This window comes from Paraburkholderia sp. GV068, from assembly GCF_003058125.1.
Classification (GTDB): domain Bacteria; phylum Pseudomonadota; class Gammaproteobacteria; order Burkholderiales; family Burkholderiaceae; genus Paraburkholderia; species Paraburkholderia graminis.
Window position 1 is genome coordinate 395,291 of sequence record NZ_QBUB01000004.1, and the last position, 19,380, is coordinate 414,670.

Here is a 19,380-nt window from a genome sequence, read left to right on the forward strand (position 1 = left end):
ATTCCGGCAGGCAGACGTAAACCAGATGTACGCCTCTTCTGGATACAGGAACGGAAATGAAAAACATGAAGGTCTCCACGCGCCTGCAAACCGGCTTCGGCCTTCTGACGGCGTTGCTGCTTGTGCTGGCCGGCATCGCGCTGTTCGGCTTGTCGGAGCTGAACGATAGTCTCGACGGCATTGCCCGCGTGAATAACGAGGAGACCCGTCTCGCGAACGAATTGCGCGCGTCGATTCAGGATCGCGCCATCGCGATACGCAACCTGGCGTTGATCACCGAGCCTCGCGACCTTGCCCAGGAAGCGGACCGCATCAAGAAGCAGGATCAGAATTATGCGGACGCCTACCAGCAACTTACTCGCCTGTTCGCGCAGGAGCCGGCCACGACTTCGGTGGAGCGCTCGCTGATCGAACAGCTCAAGCAGGACGAAGCCGCGGCAATGCCGCCGTTGCGCAAGGCGATGGATCTCGCACTGTCGCAGAACGCCGCGCTTGCGACGCAGGAGCTGCTGCAAAACGCGCGGCCGCCGCAGCGAGCATGGCTTGCCCGCGCGACGGAACTCGCGCGGGTCGAAGATGAGCAGAACAAGGAAGCGCAGCTCAGCGCCTTCGCGACTTACTCGACGGTCCGCACCATGATCTCGGTCATTGCCGCGATCGCATTCCTGCTGGGCGTCGCGACTGCCGCGCTCATCTCGCGCAGCATTCTGCGGCAGTTGGGCGGCGAGCCGCGCGCCGCGCAGGAAATGGCCGCGCAGATCGCAGAAGGCAACCTGACCGTGCGCGTGCAGGTTGCAGCAGGCGACCGGAGCAGTCTGATGGCGTCGCTCGAAGCAATGCGCGAGAAGCTCACCACGATCGTGTCGGGCATCAAGACGTCGGCGGAATCGATCTCGGTGGCTGCCGGCGAGATCGCACAAGGCAACCAGGACCTCTCGCAACGCACCGAGGAACAGGCCGCGTCGCTCCAGCAGACCGCGGCGAGCATGGAAGAATTGACGTCGACGGTGCGCAATAACACCGACAACGCGCGTCAGGGCAGCACGCTCGCCGCGGCGGCTTCCACGACCGCGGCATCCGGCGGCGAAGTGGTTCACCAGGTCGTGTCGACCATGCGCTACATTTCATCGAGTTCGACGAAGGTGACCGAAATCATTTCGGTGATCGAAGCAATTGCATTTCAGACCAATATCCTCGCACTGAACGCAGCGGTCGAAGCCGCTCGGGCAGGCGAAGACGGCCGCGGCTTCGCGGTCGTCGCGGGCGAAGTCCGCACGCTCGCCCAGCGCAGCGCGACAGCGGCGAAGGAGATCAAGGAACTGATCGAAGCCTCCGCGTCGCATGTAGCGAGCGGCTCGCAACTCGTCGAAAACGCAGGTCAGACGATGAGCGAAGTCGTGCGCTCGGTGCAGCAGGTGACCGACATCATGGGCGAGATCGCGTCGGCGTCGTCGGAGCAAACGAAGGGCATCGAGCAGGTCAACGTGGCCGTCACGCAGATGGACGAAGTCACTCAGCAAAACGCGGCGCTCGTCGAGCAGGCAACCGCCGCCGCGCAGGCCATGGCGGATCAGGCCGAAAGCCTGCGTTCGGCGGTATCGGTTTTCCAAGTGGATGCGGCCGGGCATAGTGGGCAAGGGGCAATGCGCAGCGCTGTCGCGAGGTCCGCGCGCGGCGCCACGCCGCCGAAAAAGGCGGCTGTGCCGGGGGCGAAGTCGAATGCTATTAGCGCCACGGCGCGCAAGGCGTTGCCGGCGTCTTCCTCGTCGTCTTCCTCGTCGTCTTCCTCGTCGTCTTCATCGTCCTCGCACTTCAAGGAACGCGAACTCCAGACCGCCGGCGCGGAAAACTGGGAAACGTTCTAAGTCCGTCCCTTCCCGCAAGAACCGGCGCACGAGCGCCGGTTTTTGTTGCAGCAAGCCAGCGCACGCGCCATGTCGCGTGCGTCTTCGCCCTTGAGAAAAAATTCTCACCGCCCCCGATGGTGCACTGCAGTGTGATCTCCCGATTCGCGCGTGCTACAAACGTACCGTACGTTTCAGGCTTCGGAGACACGCGGTGCGACGTAGCGCAGAATGTCTCCAGCACCCAGTTCGCGCTGAGTTCGCCCGGAGGCTCGTCATGCCCTACGTTCCGTCCACGAGACATATCGACCGCATATGCAACGTCATAGAAGGACGAACCCAGCGTCCGGGCGCCGACGGCAAACGGCTTGCCTCGTCGTATAGGCGCTCGCTCGAGCAATACCATCTCGATCCCGGCGCGACCGCCGGGCCGCGCATTCTGACGGTGCCCGAATTGCGCGACGTGCAGCATCGCGAGGAATCGTTTCTGCGCGCGTCGGGCCAGTGTCTGTCGCGGCTGCACGAGATGGTGCGCGAAGCGGACTACTGCGTGATGCTCACCGACGCGAAAGGCGTGACGATCGACTATCGCGTCGACAAGGACCGCCGCCACGACTTCAAGCGCGCGGGACTCTATCTCGGCTCATGCTGGTCCGAGAGCGAGGAAGGCACGTGCGGCGTCGCGACCGTGCTGCTCGACGCGGAGCCGATTACCGTTCATCGCAGCGATCATTTTCGCGCGGCCTTCACCACGCTCACGTGCAGCGCGTCGCCGATTTTCGGTTTGCACGGCGAACTGCTCGGCGTGCTCGATGCATCGGCCGTACGTTCGCCCGACGATCGCGAAAGCCAGCGGCTCGTCAATCACATCGTGCGGCAAAGCGCGCTGCTGATCGAGGACGCTTACTTCCTGAATGCCGCAACGGATTGCTGGGTATTGCTCGCACATCGCAACCGCCATTACGTCGAGGCGCAGCCCGAAATTCTGATCGCCATCGACGCACGCGGCCACGCAGTCGCCGCGAACCGGCGCGCACGCGAATGTCTGCCGGTGCTCAATCAGTTGCCGCGCCATGTGTCGGAGATCTTCGACGTTCCGCCCGAGCGTCTGTTCGACGCCAAGACAAGCCGCGGTCTCGTATCGTTGAGGCTCAACGATACCGGCTCGCCGCTCTATGCGCGTGTGCGCGCACCGGCCGCCGCGCGAATCTCCCGACGCACGCACGCCGCATCGCCAGAAGCAAGCACAAACAACGCAAACACCGCGCCGCACGATATGCCGCTCATGTCGGAGAGCGAAGCGCTCGAGCGCAGGCGCATCGTCGACGCGATGAACGACGCCAAGTGGCGCACGGATCTGGCCGCGCAAGCACTCGGCATATCGCGCGCGACTTTGTATCGACGCATCGCGAAGCTGCATATTCTGCCGCCGCACAAGTGTTAGCGACGCTGCACAGATTCCCTTAGCGGGCATAGAACCCGCGTTCTCTCTGAAGTTCGACTATCCGTTTCATATGGAGGAGCAACCATGTCCGAAAACACTGCAAATCAGGCTATATCCGCTGTTCTGGAAAGCCTCGAAGCCGCGCTCAAACGCGGCGACACACAAGCCGCCGTCGACCTGTTTCAGCCCGACTGCTACTGGCGCGATCTCGTCGCTTTCACCTGGAACATCAAGACGCTCGAAGGCCGCGAGCAAATCGCGGAAATGCTGAATACACAGTTGGCTGCAATCAAACCGTCCAGGCTGCGGCTTGCGGATAACGAGCCCGCAACGGAAGCGGACGGCGTCGCGCAAGGCTGGATCACGTTCGAAACCGGCGTCGCGCGCGGCACCGGCTTCATTCGACTTAAGCAAGGCCGCATCTGGACGCTGCTCACCACGATGGCGGAATTGAAGGGCCATGAGGAGCCCAAAGGGCCGCTTCGTCCGATGGGCGCCGAGCACGGCGCACGCCGCGATCGCACGAGCTGGAAAGAGCGGCGCGAGGCCGAGCTCGACACGCTCGGCACGGCGGAGCAACCGTATTGCCTGATTGTCGGCGGCGGGCAAGGCGGCATCGGACTCGGTGCGCGGCTGCGGCAACTCGGCGTGCCGACCATCATCGTCGATAAGAACGAAAGGCCTGGCGATGCATGGCGCAAGCGCTATAAAACGCTGTGTCTGCATGACCCGGTCTGGTACGACCATATGCCCTACTTGCCCTTCCCGGACAACTGGCCCGTCTTCACGCCGAAGGACAAGATCGGCGACTGGCTCGAGATGTACACGAAGGTCATGGAGCTGAACTACTGGGGATCGACCGTCTGCAAATCGGCGCGCTACGAAGAAGCGAAAGGCGAATGGATCGTCGAAGTCGAGCGCGGCGGAGAGCCCATCACATTGCGTCCGAAGCAACTCGTGCTCGCGACCGGCATGTCCGGCAAGCCGAATATTCCGAGCTTCAAGGGCATGGATGTATTCAAGGGCGAGCAGCATCATTCGTCGCAGCATCCGGGGCCGGACGCGTATCACGGCAAGAAGGTCGTCGTGATCGGTGCGAACAATTCGGCTCACGACATCTGCGCGGCATTGTGGGAAGCAGGCGTCGACGTGACGATGGTGCAGCGCTCGTCCACGCATATCGTCAAGTCCGATTCGCTAATGGAGTTGGCGCTCGGCGATCTCTATTCGGAACGCGCGGTGGCCTCCGGCATGACGACCGCGAAAGCGGATCTGACCTTCGCATCCATCCCGTATGCGATGCTTCACGAGTTCCAGATTCCGGTTTTCAACGCGATTCGCGAGCGCGATGCGGAGTTCTATGCGCGCCTGGAAAAGAGCGGCTTCATGCTCGATTTCGGCGACGACGACTCCGGCCTTTTCATGAAGTACCTGCGGCGAGGTTCCGGCTATTACATCGATGTCGGCGCATCGCAACTCGTCGCCGACGGCAAGATCAAGCTGAAAAGCGGCGTCGATGTAGTCGAACTGAAAGAGCACTCGGTGCTGCTCAGCGACGGCAGCGAACTTGAAGCGGATCTCGTCGTGTACGCAACGGGCTATGGTTCGATGAACGGTTGGGCCGCCGATCTCATCTCACGCGAAGTGGCCGATAAAGTCGGCAAAGTGTGGGGCCTCGGCTCGAATACGACGAAAGATCCAGGGCCGTGGGAAGGCGAGCAGCGCAACATGTGGAAGCCCACTCAGCAAGAAGCACTCTGGTTTCATGGCGGCAATCTGCATCAGTCGCGGCATTACTCGCAGTATCTGTCACTGCAACTCAAGGCTCGCATGGAAGGCATTCCGACACCCGTGTTCGGATTGCAGGAAGTGCATCATCTTTCGTAGATGTGAGAGCATGGCGGCCGGCTTTTGCTTCGAGCCGGCCGCTCTATGCACTCTTTCTATCCACTCATTTCCGTGAGAAGAAAGTCGACGAGCGCGCGTTGATGCGCATTGAGCACGCCGCCGGAGCTGACAAGCGCAAGCTCTGTCGGCGGTAAAGGCGGTAAGCCTTTGCATAAGCGATGCTCCGGCAGTACCGCTGTAGTGGGCAGAACCGAAATGCCCAATCCCGACGACACCGCGGCCTGAATGCCAGTGAGACTATGGCTTCCGAATGCAATGCGCCAGCGCCGATGCGCCTTGTCGAGACCGCGAATCGCGCGCTGCCGGTACACGCAGCCTTGCGGAAATAGCGCGAGAGGAATGGGTTCGTCGGAAGAAGGTTCCAGCGCTTGTGCATTTGCGCCCTGCACCCACACGAGCGACTCCGGCCACGACGCGAGACACTCTCCGCTTGCCGGCTCGCGCTTGATCAGCGCGATTTCTATTTCGCCATTCGTGAGCCTGCGCTGCAAATCGGCACTCATGCCGGCCACTGTTTCGAGCCTGACGCCTGGCCTCGTTTTGACAAAGCCCGACAGCATGGCCGACATGCGCCGCGCGTCGAAATCTTCTGGAACGCCTATGCGAAGCGGCGTAACCGCAACGTCGCTCGTCAACGCATCTTGTGCTTCCTGCGCCAGCGCGAGCAGCCGTCGCGCATATTGCGCGAGCAGTTCGCCATGCTCGGTTGGCGTCACCTGATTGCCGGTGCGGTCACGCATCAGCAGCGTGCGACCGACCAGTTCTTCGAGCCGCCGAACCTGTTGGCTCACCGTGGATTGCGTGCGATGCACGCGCTCGCCGGCACGCGTGAAGCTGCCTTCATCGACAACGCAGATGAGCGTATTCAACAGGTCGAGATCAAGCATGATGGACTCGTTTCGTTATTTGCGATGCAACTGACGTCGAGAGGTTAATTTAATTTTCCAATAAGTGTCAATGCGCCTAAGCTAAACGCCATTCACAGGTCCATCACTTCGGGAACACATTCCATGTCACTGCAAAACACCGCACGCCCGCGCTGGCTGACGTTCGACTGCTACGGCACACTGATCCAGTGGGACGAAGGTTTGCAAGCCGCAGTACGCGAGATTCTTCAGAGCAAGCGCGGCCACGACGTGGACCCCGCGAAGCTGCTCGCCGTCTACGACCGGCACGAACACGCACTCGAGCAGACTCCGCCTTATCGCACGTTTCGCGAAGTCGCGGGCACGGCGCTGCGTATTGCCCTCGCCGAATCTGGCTTGCCCGGCGACGAGCGCGACATACGTACTTTGACGGACCGCATTTCCGCGATGCCGCCGTTTCCGGAAGTGGTCGACACATTGCGGCAACTCAAGCGGGATGGTTATAGCCTGTGCATCGTGTCGAATACCGACGACGACATCATTGCCGGCAACGTCGCGCAACTGGGCGGCTTTATCGACCGCGTGATCACTGCACAGCAAGCGGGCGCGTACAAACCAAACCGGCGGCTATTCGATTACGCGCATGAACAACTCGGCGTGACGCGCGATGAAGTCGTGCATATTTGCGCGAGTCCGCATCTCGATCACGCGGCCGCGCGCGACATCGGCTTTCGCTGCGTATGGATCGACCGTGCGACTGGCCGCACGCTACTGCCCGATTACACGCCCGATGCAACACTCTCCACGCTCGACCAGGTGCCGGTTCTTTTTGCATCGCTCGGCTGGTGACTTTGAGGAACGACGAACATGGCGCATACGCTTTCATCCATTGGCTCGGCGAAATCGTCACCGACATTACGACTCGATTCCGACGCTGTCATGGAGGCGCGCATCGAACTCGCGGCATGCTTTCAACTAGCGGCGCAATACGGTTTTGAAGAGGGAATCTGCAACCATTTCTCGGCGGTCGTGCCCGGACACGACAATCTGTTCTTCGTCAATCCGTATGGCTATGCGTTCTCGGAGATCACCGCATCGCGGCTTCTAATCTGCGATTTCGACGGACATGTGGTGTCGGGCGAAGGCAAACCTGAAGCAACGGCGTTTTATATCCACGCACGATTGCATCGGTTAAAGCCCCGCGTGAAAGCCGCTTTTCATACGCATATGCCGAACGCCACCGCGTTATGTTTGCTCGACGGTCCACCGCTGTTGTGGCTCGGGCAAACGGCACTGAAGTTCTACGGCCGCACCGCCGTCGATGAGAACTACAACGGCCTCGCGCTCGACGACTCGGAAGGCGACCGCATTGCCGCGACCATCGGCGACGCGGATATCCTGTTCCTCAAGAATCACGGTGTGATGGTGGCCGGCGAGAGTATTGCCGAAGCGTGGGATGATCTCTATTACCTGGAGCGTGCGGCTGAAGTCCAGTTAAAGGCAATGAGCAGTAATCGTCCGCTGAAAGCCATACCGCACGAAGTGGCGCAGCGTACTTATGAACAGATGCGCGCCGGCGACAAGGAAAGCGCGCACGCGCATTTGCAAAGCGCAATGCGCGAATTGCGCAGGCACGGCATCGCATTCGATCAATAGAACTATTTGCGCGTTCGATGCGCGGCGGCGACTGCATCGAGTCCCGCCATCACGAAGCGAATAAAGTCCTCCACCAGCGCATTTTTGTCTTTTGCAACGGCGGGCAGCAACGCTGCCTGCATTTGCCTGGGCGCGATCATCAGCGCGATGCAGGGCAGCACCGCGAACATCAGCGCGCGCTGCACGGCCGGCTCTTGCGGATTCAATTGCAATACCTCGCCGATCAATCCGAGCAGAACCGTTGCCTTTGGCCGCACCGCCTTTTCAATCAGCGCAGGAATAGCGGGCGACGGAGACAGCACTTCGCGCAGCATCAGCATGAATCCCCAAGGCGCGCCGCTGCTGGTCGACAGACCCACGAATCGCGAGATTACCGCGCGCAACTTGTCGCGCGCATCGCCCGGCCCTTCTGTCAGCGCGGACAATTCATCGAGACTCACGACCTGGCGATGCGCTTCGACAAGCGCCGCTTCGTATAGCGCCTCGCGACTGCCGAAGTGATAGTTCACGGACGCCATCGGCGTGCCCGCGCGCTCGCATATTTCCTTGCTGGTGGCATCGGCGAAACCGCGCGCGGCGAATACCTGCCCCGCAATATCGAGCAGATGCTGGCGTGTCGCCGCACCGTCGGGACGGCTCGCGCGATTGACCGGCCGAGGCTGCTTTCCCTGTTCCGTGCGGGATTTGCGCGCCGCCGTCGTGGGTGTTTTCGTTGCGCCTGCCTGCTTGGTCCGCTCTTTCTGCTTTGCAGGAGTCGTCGCTCGTTTCGTCGGCATGGGAAAGTGCAGGCTCCGGAAATAGTTTGAATTCGAATTCAAATTCGCATATATTCATTGTACTTCATCCGTGCGGACGACACCCCATGAGGAACTTCATTACCCGGCTCTGGCGGCCCGCATTGGCACTGTTCATGGTCGTGCTGCTTGCAGGATGCACGCAGCGCGACGAGAACGCCTACCAGGGCTATGTAGAAGGCGAATATGTGTACCTGGGCTCATCGCAGGCCGGCACGCTCACGCAGTTGCAGGTCGCACGCGGTCAAACCGTAAAAGCGGGCGCGTCTCTTTTCGCACTGGATTCAGTGGACGAAACGGCCGCGCTGCGGCAGGCGCAGCAGCAACTCGCGGCGGCCCGCTCGCAACTCGCCGACATTCAAACCGGCAAGCGCGTGCCCGAAGTCAACGTCAATCGCGCGCAACTCGCCGAGGCCGCGGCGAACGCGCGCAAGGCGGCGCTGCAACTCACTCGCGACGAAGCGCAGTACAGCGCGGGCGGCATTGCAAAAGCGCAACTCGACGATTCGCGCGCGAATGCAGAGGCGACGTCGGCGCAAGTGCGGCAGCTTACGAATCAGGTGGAAGTAGCGCGTTTGCCGGGCCGCTCGCAACAAATCGCTGCGCAGCAGGCTCAGGTCGCGGCGGCCGAAGCGGTCGTCGCACAGGCTCAGTGGAAGCTCGATCAGAAGCGCGCGAACGCGCCCGCCGACGGGCTCGTCTACGACACGCTCTATCGCCTCGGCGAGTGGGTGCCGGCCGGCAGTCCCGTTGTGCAATTGCTGCCGCCGCAGAACATCAAGGTGCGTTTTTTTGTGCCGGAAACGCGGGTCGGCGCACTGGCGCCGGGTCGCGAAGTGTCGATCCATTGCGACGGATGCGCAGCGGATTTGACCGCGAAGATCACCTACGTTGCGAATAAAGCCGAGTACACGCCGCCGGTTATCTATAGCAACGAGAGCCGCGCGAAGCTCGTTTTCATGATCGAAGCACACACGTCGGTTGCAGATGCAACGAAGCTTCATCCGGGCCAGCCGGTGACGGTGGCGCTCAAATGAGTACACCCGCGCCAGAGTATGTGATCGACGTCCACGGCCTGAACAAGCATTTCGGCGACAAGCATGTAGTCAACGACGTTTCGTTGCAGGTCGCGCGCGGCGAGATCTTCGGCTTTCTCGGCCCTAACGGCAGCGGCAAGACGACGTCGATCCGCTTGATGTGCGGACTGCTGACGCCGGACTCGGGCACCGGCACATGTCTCGGCTACGACATCCGCAGCGAGAGTGCGCAGATCAAGCGCAATGTCGGCTATATGACGCAGCGCTTCTCGTATTGGGAAGATCTGACCATTCGCGAGAACCTCGACTTCGTCGCGCGTATCTACCAGATGCGCAACCGTCGCGAGGCCGTCGACAAATCGCTCGAATCGCTCGGACTGCAAAGCCGCGCGAACCAGCTCACAGGGTCGCTATCCGGAGGCTGGAAGCAACGCCTCGCGCTCGCAGCATGCATGCTGCACGAGCCCAGACTCCTGTTGCTCGACGAGCCGACTGCGGGCGTCGATCCCACTGCGCGCCGCGATTTCTGGGAAGAACTCCACCGGCTCGCGGCGCGCGGCATTTCCGTCCTCGTCAGCACGCATTACATGGACGAAGCCGAACGCTGTCACAAACTCGCCTATATCGCGTATGGAAAGCTGCTCGCGCAAGGCACGTCGCGAGAGGTGATCGAGTCGCAGAACCTTGCTACATGGTCGATTCAAGGCGAGCATCTCAGCGAATTGTCCGAGAAGCTGCGCGAGATGCCTGGTGTCGATCAAACCGTCGTATTCGGCGCCGCGCTGCATGCCAGCGGGCGCGATCACGCGGCATTGGAACACGCGCTCAAACAGGCCACCGCGGACACGCGTTTGCGCATGGAGCCGATCGAAACCGGACTCGAAGACGTGTTCATCTATCTGATGAGTCATTCGCGGGATAACTTCGGAGCGCGATCGTGAGCACAGGTACGGGCTTTTCGTTGATGCGCTGGTGGAGCGTGGTGCTGAAGGAGTTTCTTCAATTGCGGCGCGACCGCGTCACGTTCGCGATGATCGTCGGCATACCGATCGTTCAGCTCGCGTTGTTCGGTTTCGCGATCAACACCGACCCGAAGCATCTGCCGACTGCCGTTATCGTTCACGACCAGAGCGAGTTCTCGCGCAGCTTCATCGCGGCGATGAGGAACTCCGCGTATTTCGACATCGTAGAAACGCTGCCCGACGAAGAAGCCGGACGCCGTGCGCTCGCCCAGGGCCGCGTGCAGTTCGTGCTGAACATACCGGTCGATTTCTCGCGGAAGCTGCTGCGCGGCGAGCACCCTTCACTGCTTGTCGAGGCTGACGCCACCGACCCGACCGCGACTCACACCGCCGTTGCCGCACTGCCCAATCTCGTACAGCCCGTCGCCGACAAGGACATCACCGGACCGCTCGCGCATCTTAACGGCACGCCAGGCGCTTTCGGCGTGCAAGTCCACAACCTGTACAACCCCGAAGGAATTACGCAGTACAACGTCGTTCCCGGGCTCATGGGCGTCATTCTCACCATGACGCTCGTGATGATGACAGGCCTCGCCGTCACGCGCGAACGCGAACGCGGCACGATGGAAAATCTGCTTGCAACGCCAGTTCTTCCCGTCGAAGTGATGACCGGCAAGATCATTCCTTATGTGGCCATTGGCCTGATTCAGGCGTCGATCATACTGATCGCCACACGCTTCGTATTTCATGTGCCCTTTGTCGGCAGTCCCATCGCAATCTATCTGGCCGCGCTGCTGTTCATTGCCGCGAACCTGACTGTGGGCATTACGCTGTCCTCGCTTGCACAGAACCAGTTGCAGGCGATGCAACTGACCATGTTCTATTTTCTGCCGAACATTCTTCTGTCCGGCTTCATGTTCCCGTTCGCGGGCATGCCGAAATGGGCACAGTTCATCGGCAACTTCTTGCCGTTGACGTATTTCAACCGGCTCATTCGCGGAATCATGCTCAAGGGCGACGGATGGGTGGATCTCTGGCCCTCGGTGTGGCCCATGGCACTATTCACCGCCGTTGTGATGGCGATTGCGCTGCGTTTTTATCGGCGCACACTCGACTAGGAAGAACGTTCATGAAAACACTTCTTGTTGTGTGCGCATTTGGTTTGACCGGCTGCGCGGTGGGGCCGGACTTTCACGCACCCGCCGCGCCCGACACTCAAAACTACACACAGCGCGCATTACCTGAGCAGACGGCCTCGTCCGAAGGGCCAGCGGGAGCCGCACAGACGTTCAACGCGGCGCCTGGTCCCATACCCATGTGGTGGCGTCAATTCCAGTCCGACGCGCTAAACCGTCTCGTGGATGAAGCATTGCTCCACAATCCAACACTCGGTCAAGCGCGCGCAAGACTGATCGAGGCGCGCGAAAACTACACCTCGCTCGCGGGCGCAACGCAATTCCCGAGCATAGACGCAACGCTTTCCGGCTCAAGGCAGAAAGTCGATCCTGCTGCGTTCGGCATTCCGCACGTCGAGAGTCCCGGACCCTTCTCGCTGTTCAGTGCATCGGTCAGCGTCTCTTACGTGTTTGATATTTTCGGCGGCAATCGGCGCGCGCTCGAGGCAAGCATGGCGCAAGTCGATTACGAGTCGTATGAACTCGATGCAGCGCGTTTGAGTCTCGCCGGCAATATCGTGGCTACCGCCGTGCGGCGCGCGTCGTTACAGCAGCAGATCGCGCTGACGCAACGTCTGGCCGACGCACAGGCGCATCAACTGTCGATCGTCGATGCGCGCTTCGCTGCCGGCGGCGTATCGCAACTGGATGTGCACCGCCAGCGTACCATGCTTGCACAGACACGCGCATCGTTGCCGCCGCTTGAAAGCCAGCTTGCGGCCGCGGATCATCAACTCGCCATTTTGCTGGGCAGAGTACCGTCGCAAGCGGATTTCGACGAACTCACTTTCGATGCGCTGCATTTGCCGCTGGATATTCCACTCGCTTTGCCGTCGACACTCGCCCGCGCGCGGCCCGATATAAAAGCGGCCGAGGCATTACTGCACGAGGCAAGCGCGAATGTGGGCGTCGCAACCGCTAACCTGTACCCGCAATTTTCATTGTCCGCGGGAATCGGCTCGGAGCGCACGCGGATCGGCGACATTGTGAATGGGCTGAACGTCTGGAATATCGGCCTGAACCTGACGCAACCGATCTTTCGCGGCGGAGAATTGCATGCGAAGAAACGCGCGGCAGAAGCCGCTTATGACGCCGCATTCGAGAACTATCGGCAAACGGTTCTCCAGGCATTGCAACAGGTCGCCGATTCGCTGACCGCCGTGCAGAACGACGCCCGCGAGTTGCAGGCGCGCACCGAAGCCGCGCAGCAAGCGCAAGCCAGTCTGGACGTCGCCACTCGGCAATATGCGGCGGGTGGAATCAGTCAGCTCGCTCTTCTCGACGCGGAACGTGATTCGCTGCAAACGGCGATAGATCGAACCCAGGCTCAAGCAAACCGCTTCTCCGACACGGCTGCGTTGTTCCAGGCGCTCGGCAGCAATCTATGACGGCTCGCGCGGCGTGTGCGAACTACAGTTGGGCTTCAATAGCCGCCTTATCGATAATCGACCAGACCCGGCCAATTTTTTCTCCGCGGAATTCGTAGAAGACATTTTCGGTGAAGGTCACTTTTCTTCCATTGACTTCGAGACCGAGAAATGTTCCTTGCGGTGTGCAATTAAAGCGCAGCCGCGCCCCGACATAAGCCGGGTCGGCAACCAGCAGATCGATGTCGAAATGAAGGTCGGGAATCTCGAGAAAGTCTCTCTCGAGCATTGCGCGATAGCCTGCCGAGCCGATCTGCTTGTCGTTGTAATAGACATCGTCATGAACGAATTGCGGCAAGTTCTGCCAGTCCTGCCGGTTCAGACAGGCGATATAGCTTCGGTAGATGTCCGAGAGGTCGGGTTCGGTCATGACAATCTTCCATTTGGCTGTCGGGCAACGAGACGTGCTGCGCGCGAGGCATACGCATTGCTCATTCTATGCAATGCGGCGCGCCCCTGCGCCGCCCAACGGATTTATTCGCGACCATGAAACATACACTCTTGTTGATTGCAGCCAGCGCGACTGCGCTGAGCGTGGCGCTTACCGGTTGCAACCGCTCCGGTCCATCGTCGGATCAGGCGGGCGCGGCCGCCGTCAGCGGCGCCGCGCAGAGTGGGCCTGCCGTCTCCGCGCCCGCCACGGCAGCAAGCGACGCGCCTGCCGGCGCAAGCCAATAGCGGCTTTTCGCGCTGTCCGCGTTGTGTGAGGTGAAGCTCGCGGCGTATGCAGTCTGCGTCGTGGGGAGGAATAGGCGTTGCTTAAACACTGCCTGTTGTCAGGCATTTCCCCCACTCGCATTGATACGGAGCACCTCATGAATGCAATTATCCCGAACCAGCCCGATGTCGGTCAGCAAAGCCATGCAATTGCCGCCTATGAACTTGCAGCTAAAGCCGTTGCGGGCTTTGAAAAAGTTGTCAAGTTGAATGTGCAGACCGTCAAGACTTCTTTGTCCGAGCAACAGGCACTGGTCGATGCCGCGCTCTCATCCGGCTCTCTCAACCAGATGATCGATCTGCAGTTTCAGCAGGTTCCGGCAGCAATAAAAAAGACGTGCGCCTATTGGGGGCACGTCGAGGACATTGCAGTGGACACGCATAATGATCTTGTGGATGCTCTACAAGACAGCGTGCAAAGTTATCTGTCCACGTTCTTCTCGTTGCTCGATAGCGCAGCCTCGATTGGCATAGTCTCAACGGGCCGCACGAACGTCACAAGTCCTCTCGTGATCGAGCAGCCGCCGGCCCCTCAGAACGACCCCGTCGTGATCGTGGACAGTTCGGGCAACGTCGTATCGTCGAGCCCCCGAATGGATCTGCACTAACCGAGTCAGGCACCGCGCGCCGTTTCGATCAGTTCTTTCACACGGCGCGCGATACTCGTCAAAATGTTCTGCGACGAAGCAGTTTGTTGCTTGCGATGCGGCATGCGCTGCAAATCTTCCCAGTCGCTTTCCACAGCACGCGCGTGACTTTCCGGCGTGAAGGGCCACTCCATCGCGACTGCTCGCACCGGCGAGTCGCGCCGCCCTTCTCCAGAGCGCTCGACATACGCATTGATAGCCAATGCCTCCTGCTCCGCCGCCTCTTTTGAAGTTGCTGCGATAAAGTCGTCAGGTCCTTCAATATGGACGCACCACAATTGTTCGCTCACGCGACGTTCCTCGCCGGGTACAGTCATAAGGGACTGGCGTTCAGCAGTTCCCATTTCAGGTCGGAAAAGCATGGGCCCTGCGTCGCCTCACTGAATTTGACGTCGTTGTGTTCGCCATTCCACTCCATCACCTGGACTTTGCCGTCGCTGTCGACTGTGACGTCCCAGCCTATGCAGCGCGCAAAAGGCACCTTGCTATGGAGTTGTAGCACCGTACCGACACAATCGTTGAATGCGGGCATCTTCAGGCCGGCAAATCTGACCTTCGAATCGGGGTGTTCTTCCGTCGCGCCCCAATCGGTCAGGAAGCCCTCGCGCGCAAGTTCTCCTGTGACGAGATCCACCGGCACGCAGATTTCGTCGTCGATCCTGATGTGGGTATGACGCGCTCTGCCAAGGCGCAAGAAAGCCGCACGAAGAGAAGTGCGGCCGAGATCGTCGACAGCCGTCGTCAGGCGCAAGGTCGCAACCGAGTTTGGAGCAAACGTGCTGAGAAGCGGATGCTGAACGATGAACTTCTGAATGACGCCATTGCCAAGCGATTTGATCAGGCCGCAGTCAAACGATTCCCGGTCGAAGAAATGAATACCTTTGCCTTGCGCCGAGCCGTCGAGCTTGAAAACGATCCTGTCGCATTCCCGGAAGACGACGTGCTCGATCTCCTGCTCGCGCACCACCAGATTGCGGTCCGTGAAGAAGAGGCCGTTCGCGAAGTAGGCAAGGTCGGGGAACGCGTCACAGCCGAAGATAACCCGCGACATCGGCTTCAGATTGGAGATTCGTCCATATCCGCCTTTCATGCTGGGCACAACCACGCCGCCGTAGTAGTTGTCGGGAATCCAGCCTTCCTTGAAGGTCCCGCTAAACGCCGCGTAGACACGCAGCCACGGCGCATACTTTGCGTCGCCAAACACGTCCCGCGCATAGGTGTCGGCGAGCTTCAGGTTGGCCGGATCGGGAGGACCGTATTTCTTCTGCAATAGCCGAAGAACCTGTCTCGCCTGTGCGCGATGAACCTGGTGGAACGTGTATTGCCCCACCTTCTTGATTGAACGTCTGACTACTTTCTCTACGCCGTGTAGTTTCATTGTCCCCTCGTGATCAGGTTCTTGTTGACCCACTCCCATACCGCACAATCAACGACTCGATCCGACGCGGGGATCAGTAAGCGTTAGGATGATGCAGTCCCTTGAAAATGGTCGCGCAAATGATCTTGACGTCGAGTGCGAACGACCAGTTTCGAAGGTAGTACAAATCGTGTGCGACCCGGCCTTCCATCTTTTCGATGCGATCGGTCTCTCCGCGAAAGCCATTGATTTGCGCCCAGCCGGTAATGCCTGGCTTGATCCGGTAACGGTGAATATAGCCGGACACGATGCCCTGATACAGGTCGTCGTGTTCGAGCGCGTGCGGTCTCGGACCGACCACCGACATATCGCCGCGCAGCACGTTGAAGAACTGCGGCAATTCATCGAGGCTCGTGCGCCGCAGGAAACGCCCGACCCGCGTAATGCGCGGGTCGCCACGCGTGGCCTGTTCGAGCACCCCCTGTTTCTGTTCATGCAGACGCATGCTGCGGAACTTGTAGATCATGAAGATGCGTCCGTCCGCGCCCTTGCGGCACTGTTTGAAGAACACCGGCCCCGGCGAACTCAGCTTGACCGCTATCGCACACGCAAGAAGAATCGGCGACACGGCAATCAATGCGAGCAGTGCAAAAACGCGATCGAACAATTCCTTTTCCACCATTGCATTCGGCGGCAATGGCGAGGCGGCGAGATTGATCGTCGGAAAGCCGAGCAACTCGGTCACGCTTCCATCGAAGAGTGCTAATGCGCGCACATCCGGCATGAAACGCACGTTAATCAGATCGTTGCGAAACTCATCGACCAGCTCGAGAATCGCGCGTTCTTCCGATAAAGGCAGCGCGAGCCACACTTCATCCACCTGCTGTTCGCGCACATACTTCGCAAAAGCCGCGCGCTGTTCGAACGTCGGCACGGAACTCGTCGTCTTGTTGACCGGGCGCAGGTTGTAGACGGCGCTCGCGCGAAAACCCGCTGCCGGCTCCCGTTCCATTTTGCGCAGGATCTCGTCGCAATGTTCTCCGCATGCCGCAATAGCCACCTTTTGCAGATCCAGGCCAGCGTGGCGAACGCGCCCGAGCAGAACGTGCGTCATTATCCGGCCGGCGATCATTGCGCCGCCCGCTATTCCCGTCCAGTACGCGAACCATAGGCGCGACACGAAATCGATGCGATGCAACGAGAACATCAAAGCCAGCGCGCATGCCTGGACCAGCAGCCAGCCGAGTGCGACCTGGCCAACGAGTACACGTTTCGAGCGGCCGCGCCACGACTGATAGACGCCTAATGCAGGAAACACCGCGAGCGAAAACGCCGCCGCGAAAGCGACGAATGCCAGATAAAAGTTGCGTTGCGCGAAATCGTCGAAGCGGATATGAGAGGCAGCGAATGCGCCGCCGAGGATCATCGCCACATCGAACATTCTGGCCAGCAGACCGGTAATCAATCGCATAGCAGCCCCCTCGAATACGCTCTGGTTCGCCACGGCCGCTTAACCCGCACGGCCATATTTGTCGTCGAACCGGACGATGTCGTCTTCGCCGAGATAGGCGCCGGACTGCACCTCGATGATCTGAAGCGGAACGCAACCTGGGTTCTCGAGACGATGCGTGACACCGAGTGGGATATACGTCGACTCGTTTTCGCCAAGCAGGAATTTTTCTTCTCCGCGTGTGACGAGCGCGGTGCCGCTCACCACAATCCAGTGCTCCGCGCGGTGATGATGCATCTGCAACGACAGGCGGGCGCCCGGCATTACCACGATGCGTTTAACCTGAAAGCGGTCGCCGTGATCGATCGAATCGTAAAAGCCCCACGGACGACGCACTTTGCGGTGCGCATCCGCTTCCGGCGAATTTTCGGCCTTGATGCGCGACACGAGTCCCTTGATGTCCTGCACATGCGAGCGGTCGGCCACCAGAACCGCGTCGTCCGTTTCGACGACGATCAGGTCGTTGGTGCCGACACATGCGACGAGCCGGCCGCCTTGCGAACGCGCATACGTTGCCGTCGCGCCTTCGAAAAGAACGCGTCCATTCGATGCGTTGCCGCACTCGTCTTTTTCCATTGCCTGCCACACGGCGTCCCATGAACCGAGGTCCGACCATCCCGTTTGCAGCGGCACGACGATCCCCGCGAATTGCGATTCCGGCTTGCCAAGATGTTCCATCACCGCGTAGTCGATCGAGTCCGACGGCGATTGCAGGAAGGCCTCGGCATCGGGAACGATGCAGCCGTCGTTGACCTTCGCGCCTTCGTAAGCGCGCACGCAGGCATCGTGAATTTGCGGCTGGAATTGCTTGATGACGGCAAGCCATACGGACGCACGCACGACGAACATGCCGCTATTCCACCAGTAATTGCCGGACTCGACATACTGCGCCGCAAGTTCGGGCGCCGGCTTTTCAACGAAACGTTCGATGCGGCGTGCGCCGTCGTTCAACGCAGCGCCGAGTCGGATATAGCCGAAGCCCGTATCCGCGCCAGTGGGCGGAACACCAAGCGTCGCAATTGCGCCTGCGCCGGCATGACGCGCAGCTATTTCGATTGCCTTATGAAGCGCATCGAGATCTGCAATAGCGTGGTCCGCGGGCATCGCGACGAGAATCACGTCGTTGCCGTCCGATGCTGCAGCCAGCGCAGCAAGCGTGAGTGCAGGAGCCGTATCACGGCGGCCAGGTTCGACGACGACCCGTGCCTTCACGCCGCTTTCGCGCGCCTGCTCGCAGGTTGCAAAGTAATGTTCGGCACCGCACACAATCACCGGTTCTGGAGCGACCGCCCACAGAGGACTGAAGTTATTCATGCGTCCCATCGTGGCCTGCAACAGCGTCTGATCGCCGATCACGTCGATAAGCTGCTTCGGGAACTGCTCGCGTGATACCGGCCATAGACGCGTGCCTGAGCCGCCTGCGAGAATCACCTGTGCGAGCGTGGTGCATTCCTGCGACGCGGCGCTTTGCGTCTCGTTGTCGTTCTCGTGTGCGGTTGCAAAAACTTTATCCATTTTTATTGCTCCTGGACGGGCAAGCCAAAGCGCGATTAATCGCATAAGCGCCGACGAAATACGCTGCACGTCGGCACTGCTCCGGTCTCACGTGTGATCAATAACGGGGTGTGGGCATCAACGGGCTCGGCGAGCCGTTCTGTCCGCGCAAAGCTAGGGATGCGCACCGAAGTTCTCGCACTAGGCGAGCGTTAGCGGCACACATATCGGCGTGGCGCCAGAAAGCCGATGCCACTCAAGCATGACTCGATGTGATCCATCATAGTCACCTCACGCTGCACCACAGCAATGGTGGCGCGTTCAGTTGAGGTTTTGGCCAGCCTCGTCGCATTAGCCCGCACATCGGCCACTGTGGCCTTTCTTATGGCCGCTGTGTGTGCGGTAGCGCGTGGAAATCAGTGCCTAGACGTGGTACCTTCGCGAGTACCTTCATGACAGATGGGCAGTTCGTTCATCGAGACGTAGGACCCCGATTCCGTTCAGGTGCACCGCCATCGTGGTGCACCGCACCTCCAACCAGG

Annotated in this window: 18 protein-coding genes; 11 read left to right on the plus strand and 7 right to left on the minus strand. The window is 60.2% G+C overall.

The features are described 5' to 3' along the window. The first annotated feature begins 56 nt into the window (after nt 1-56). From C8K18_RS11875 to C8K18_RS11885, 3 genes are all read left to right on the plus strand, one after another. Nucleotides 57-1,865: a methyl-accepting chemotaxis protein gene (locus tag C8K18_RS11875; protein ID WP_107707567.1), complete on the plus strand. Its 1,809-nt coding sequence runs from the start codon at nt 57-59 to the stop codon at nt 1,863-1,865. Nucleotides 1,866-2,121: 256 nt separating this feature from the next. Then, nucleotides 2,122-3,288 (plus strand): sigma-54-dependent Fis family transcriptional regulator, encoded by a 1,167-nt coding sequence (locus C8K18_RS11880; RefSeq protein ID WP_029966119.1) that lies wholly within the window; start codon nt 2,122-2,124, stop codon nt 3,286-3,288. Between the two features lie 84 nt (nt 3,289-3,372). Further along, the gene (locus tag C8K18_RS11885) at nt 3,373-5,175 is read left to right on the plus strand and encodes an NAD(P)/FAD-dependent oxidoreductase (protein WP_107707568.1); all 1,803 of its coding nucleotides are present in this window, start codon (nt 3,373-3,375) and stop codon (nt 5,173-5,175) included. 56 nt (nt 5,176-5,231) lie between these two features. Here the strand turns inward: C8K18_RS11885 and C8K18_RS11890 are convergent, their stop codons facing one another. Further along, complete coding sequence (locus tag C8K18_RS11890; RefSeq protein ID WP_107707569.1) at nt 5,232-6,083, minus strand: LysR substrate-binding domain-containing protein; 852 nt, start codon at nt 6,081-6,083, stop codon at nt 5,232-5,234. A gap of 123 nt (nt 6,084-6,206) precedes the next feature. Here C8K18_RS11890 and C8K18_RS11895 point away from each other — a divergent pair, with 123 nt between their 5' ends. Then, complete coding sequence (locus tag C8K18_RS11895) at nt 6,207-6,911, plus strand: haloacid dehalogenase type II (protein WP_107707570.1); 705 nt, start codon at nt 6,207-6,209, stop codon at nt 6,909-6,911. 18 nt (nt 6,912-6,929) lie between these two features. Then, nucleotides 6,930-7,718, plus strand: a complete 789-nt coding sequence (locus tag C8K18_RS11900; protein WP_107707571.1) for an aldolase — start codon at nt 6,930-6,932, stop codon at nt 7,716-7,718. 2 nt (nt 7,719-7,720) lie between these two features. On the opposite strand, the gene C8K18_RS11905 is transcribed toward C8K18_RS11900, so the two are convergent. After that, the gene (locus tag C8K18_RS11905; protein WP_006052052.1) at nt 7,721-8,494 is read right to left on the minus strand and encodes a TetR/AcrR family transcriptional regulator; all 774 of its coding nucleotides are present in this window, start codon (nt 8,492-8,494) and stop codon (nt 7,721-7,723) included. 86 nt (nt 8,495-8,580) lie between these two features. Here C8K18_RS11905 and C8K18_RS11910 point away from each other — a divergent pair, with 86 nt between their 5' ends. From C8K18_RS11910 to C8K18_RS11925, 4 genes are read left to right on the plus strand one after another with little or no spacing between them, the layout of a single operon-like run. Further along, complete coding sequence (locus tag C8K18_RS11910) at nt 8,581-9,549, plus strand: HlyD family secretion protein (RefSeq protein WP_181324860.1); 969 nt, start codon at nt 8,581-8,583, stop codon at nt 9,547-9,549. Next, nucleotides 9,546-10,490 carry an ABC transporter ATP-binding protein gene (locus tag C8K18_RS11915; protein ID WP_107707572.1) on the plus strand — a complete coding sequence of 315 codons (945 nt, stop codon included), beginning with the start codon at nt 9,546-9,548 and terminating at the stop codon, nt 10,488-10,490. Before C8K18_RS11910 ends, C8K18_RS11915 begins: the two co-directional genes overlap by 4 nt. A 23-nt stretch (nt 10,491-10,513) precedes the next feature. Further along, the gene (locus C8K18_RS11920; RefSeq protein ID WP_107707616.1) at nt 10,514-11,629 is read left to right on the plus strand and encodes an ABC transporter permease; all 1,116 of its coding nucleotides are present in this window, start codon (nt 10,514-10,516) and stop codon (nt 11,627-11,629) included. Between the two features lie 11 nt (nt 11,630-11,640). Then, nucleotides 11,641-13,074, plus strand: a complete 1,434-nt coding sequence (locus C8K18_RS11925; RefSeq protein ID WP_107707573.1) for an efflux transporter outer membrane subunit — start codon at nt 11,641-11,643, stop codon at nt 13,072-13,074. A 22-nt stretch (nt 13,075-13,096) separates the two neighbouring features. Here the strand turns inward: C8K18_RS11925 and C8K18_RS11930 are convergent, their stop codons facing one another. Continuing rightward, nucleotides 13,097-13,483: an ester cyclase gene (locus tag C8K18_RS11930; RefSeq protein WP_107707574.1), complete on the minus strand. Its 387-nt coding sequence runs from the start codon at nt 13,481-13,483 to the stop codon at nt 13,097-13,099. Between the two features lie 116 nt (nt 13,484-13,599). On the opposite strand from C8K18_RS11930, the gene C8K18_RS11935 reads away from it, so the two are divergent. Continuing rightward, nucleotides 13,600-13,791, plus strand: a complete 192-nt coding sequence (locus tag C8K18_RS11935; protein ID WP_029966135.1) for a hypothetical protein — start codon at nt 13,600-13,602, stop codon at nt 13,789-13,791. 137 nt (nt 13,792-13,928) lie between these two features. After that, the gene (locus C8K18_RS11940; RefSeq protein WP_107707575.1) at nt 13,929-14,438 is read left to right on the plus strand and encodes a phasin family protein; all 510 of its coding nucleotides are present in this window, start codon (nt 13,929-13,931) and stop codon (nt 14,436-14,438) included. A 5-nt stretch (nt 14,439-14,443) separates the two neighbouring features. Here C8K18_RS11940 and C8K18_RS11945 read toward each other — a convergent pair whose 3' ends face one another. The 4 genes from C8K18_RS11945 to C8K18_RS11960 all read right to left on the minus strand — a co-directional run bounded on the left by C8K18_RS11945 (nt 14,444) and on the right by C8K18_RS11960 (nt 18,859). Continuing rightward, on the minus strand, nt 14,444-14,794 hold the full coding sequence (locus C8K18_RS11945) for a hypothetical protein (RefSeq protein WP_107707576.1): 351 nt from the start codon (nt 14,792-14,794) through the stop codon (nt 14,444-14,446). After that, nucleotides 14,791-15,816, minus strand: a complete 1,026-nt coding sequence (locus C8K18_RS11950; RefSeq protein WP_107707617.1) for a sugar-transfer associated ATP-grasp domain-containing protein — start codon at nt 15,814-15,816, stop codon at nt 14,791-14,793. Before C8K18_RS11950 ends, C8K18_RS11945 begins: the two co-directional genes overlap by 4 nt. A 112-nt stretch (nt 15,817-15,928) precedes the next feature. Continuing rightward, nucleotides 15,929-17,305 carry an undecaprenyl-phosphate glucose phosphotransferase gene (locus tag C8K18_RS11955; protein WP_006052043.1) on the minus strand — a complete coding sequence of 459 codons (1,377 nt, stop codon included), beginning with the start codon at nt 17,303-17,305 and terminating at the stop codon, nt 15,929-15,931. 39 nt (nt 17,306-17,344) lie between these two features. Beyond that, nucleotides 17,345-18,859 carry a mannose-1-phosphate guanylyltransferase/mannose-6-phosphate isomerase gene (locus C8K18_RS11960; protein WP_107707577.1) on the minus strand — a complete coding sequence of 505 codons (1,515 nt, stop codon included), beginning with the start codon at nt 18,857-18,859 and terminating at the stop codon, nt 17,345-17,347. Between the last annotated feature and the right edge of the window lie 521 nt (nt 18,860-19,380).

What these genes read in the sequence shown, in the direction of transcription:
- C8K18_RS11940 (WP_107707575.1), top strand. Translation starts at nt 13,929, where the DNA reads ATGAATGCAATTATCCCGAACCAGCCCGATGTCGGTCAGCAAAGCCAT.
- C8K18_RS11875 (WP_107707567.1), top strand. Translation starts at nt 57, where the DNA reads ATGAAAAACATGAAGGTCTCCACGCGCCTGCAAACCGGCTTCGGCCTT.
- C8K18_RS11900 (WP_107707571.1), top strand. Translation starts at nt 6,930, where the DNA reads ATGGCGCATACGCTTTCATCCATTGGCTCGGCGAAATCGTCACCGACA.
- C8K18_RS11960 (WP_107707577.1), bottom strand. Translation starts at nt 18,859, where the DNA reads ATGGATAAAGTTTTTGCAACCGCACACGAGAACGACAACGAGACGCAA.
- C8K18_RS11915 (WP_107707572.1), top strand. Translation starts at nt 9,546, where the DNA reads ATGAGTACACCCGCGCCAGAGTATGTGATCGACGTCCACGGCCTGAAC.
- C8K18_RS11945 (WP_107707576.1), bottom strand. Translation starts at nt 14,794, where the DNA reads ATGACTGTACCCGGCGAGGAACGTCGCGTGAGCGAACAATTGTGGTGC.
- C8K18_RS11935 (WP_029966135.1), top strand. Translation starts at nt 13,600, where the DNA reads ATGAAACATACACTCTTGTTGATTGCAGCCAGCGCGACTGCGCTGAGC.
- C8K18_RS11955 (WP_006052043.1), bottom strand. Translation starts at nt 17,305, where the DNA reads ATGCGATTGATTACCGGTCTGCTGGCCAGAATGTTCGATGTGGCGATG.
- C8K18_RS11910 (WP_181324860.1), top strand. Translation starts at nt 8,581, where the DNA reads ATGAGGAACTTCATTACCCGGCTCTGGCGGCCCGCATTGGCACTGTTC.
- C8K18_RS11880 (WP_029966119.1), top strand. Translation starts at nt 2,122, where the DNA reads ATGCCCTACGTTCCGTCCACGAGACATATCGACCGCATATGCAACGTC.
- C8K18_RS11930 (WP_107707574.1), bottom strand. Translation starts at nt 13,483, where the DNA reads ATGACCGAACCCGACCTCTCGGACATCTACCGAAGCTATATCGCCTGT.
- C8K18_RS11890 (WP_107707569.1), bottom strand. Translation starts at nt 6,083, where the DNA reads ATGCTTGATCTCGACCTGTTGAATACGCTCATCTGCGTTGTCGATGAA.
- C8K18_RS11905 (WP_006052052.1), bottom strand. Translation starts at nt 8,494, where the DNA reads ATGCCGACGAAACGAGCGACGACTCCTGCAAAGCAGAAAGAGCGGACC.
- C8K18_RS11895 (WP_107707570.1), top strand. Translation starts at nt 6,207, where the DNA reads ATGTCACTGCAAAACACCGCACGCCCGCGCTGGCTGACGTTCGACTGC.
- C8K18_RS11925 (WP_107707573.1), top strand. Translation starts at nt 11,641, where the DNA reads ATGAAAACACTTCTTGTTGTGTGCGCATTTGGTTTGACCGGCTGCGCG.
- C8K18_RS11920 (WP_107707616.1), top strand. Translation starts at nt 10,514, where the DNA reads ATGCGCTGGTGGAGCGTGGTGCTGAAGGAGTTTCTTCAATTGCGGCGC.
- C8K18_RS11885 (WP_107707568.1), top strand. Translation starts at nt 3,373, where the DNA reads ATGTCCGAAAACACTGCAAATCAGGCTATATCCGCTGTTCTGGAAAGC.